The organism is Pseudomonas sp. P5_B2 (assembly GCF_056400445.1).
Genome location: NZ_JBFULH010001370.1, coordinates 1 through 665, shown reverse-complemented (window position 1 = coordinate 665; position 665 = coordinate 1). Strand labels below are relative to the sequence as shown.

General features: G+C 55.8%; 1 protein-coding gene. It reads right to left on the bottom strand.

Translation table 11 applies throughout. The features are described 5' to 3' along the window. Positions 1-49: 49 nt before the first annotated feature. On the bottom strand, positions 50-664 hold the full coding sequence (locus AC1DRJ_RS31275) for a paraquat-inducible protein A (RefSeq protein WP_477805509.1): 615 nt from the start codon (positions 662-664) through the stop codon (positions 50-52). Position 665: the final 1 nt, after the last annotated feature.

Sequence of the window (665 nt, the reverse complement as noted above, 5' to 3'; positions counted from 1 at the left end):
CCAGATGGCTGACCAGTTCGAGGCCGGTCGGGTTTTCGCTGTAGGCAAATCAGTCATGGTCGTCGTCCGACTCCGTGTTATCCCAAATCAGTCGGGGATCGAAAGAAACTGCGGCAAGCATCGTCAAAATCACCACACTGGCGAAGGCGATGGCGCCAAGATTGGCTTCAATGCTGGCAAGCCGTCCGAAATTCACAACCGCCACCAGGATGGCAATCACAAAGATATCCAGCATCGACCAGCGGCCGATGAACTCGATAAAGCGGTACATCCAGATACGTTGACGAGCCGAAAGTGGCTGACGGCGCTGTACCGAAAACAGCAGCAACCCGATGCCCACCAGTTTGAACGTCGGCACTAGAATACTGGCAATGAACACCACCGCCGCGATGGGAAACATGCCGTAATGAACCAGGTCAATCACGCCAGACATGATGGTGCTGGGGGCGCCCTTGCCGAGGGAGTTAATGGTCATGATCGGCAGCATGTTGGCCGGTATGTAGAGGATCGCAGCGGTAATCAACAGGGCCCAGGTGCGCACCAGGCTGTTCGGGCGACGGGCATGTACCAACGCACCACAACGGGTGCAGACTTGCTCGTCGGTGTCAGCTTCCTGCTTGTTCAACTCATGGCATTCCGCACAAATCAGAATGCCTGCATCAATC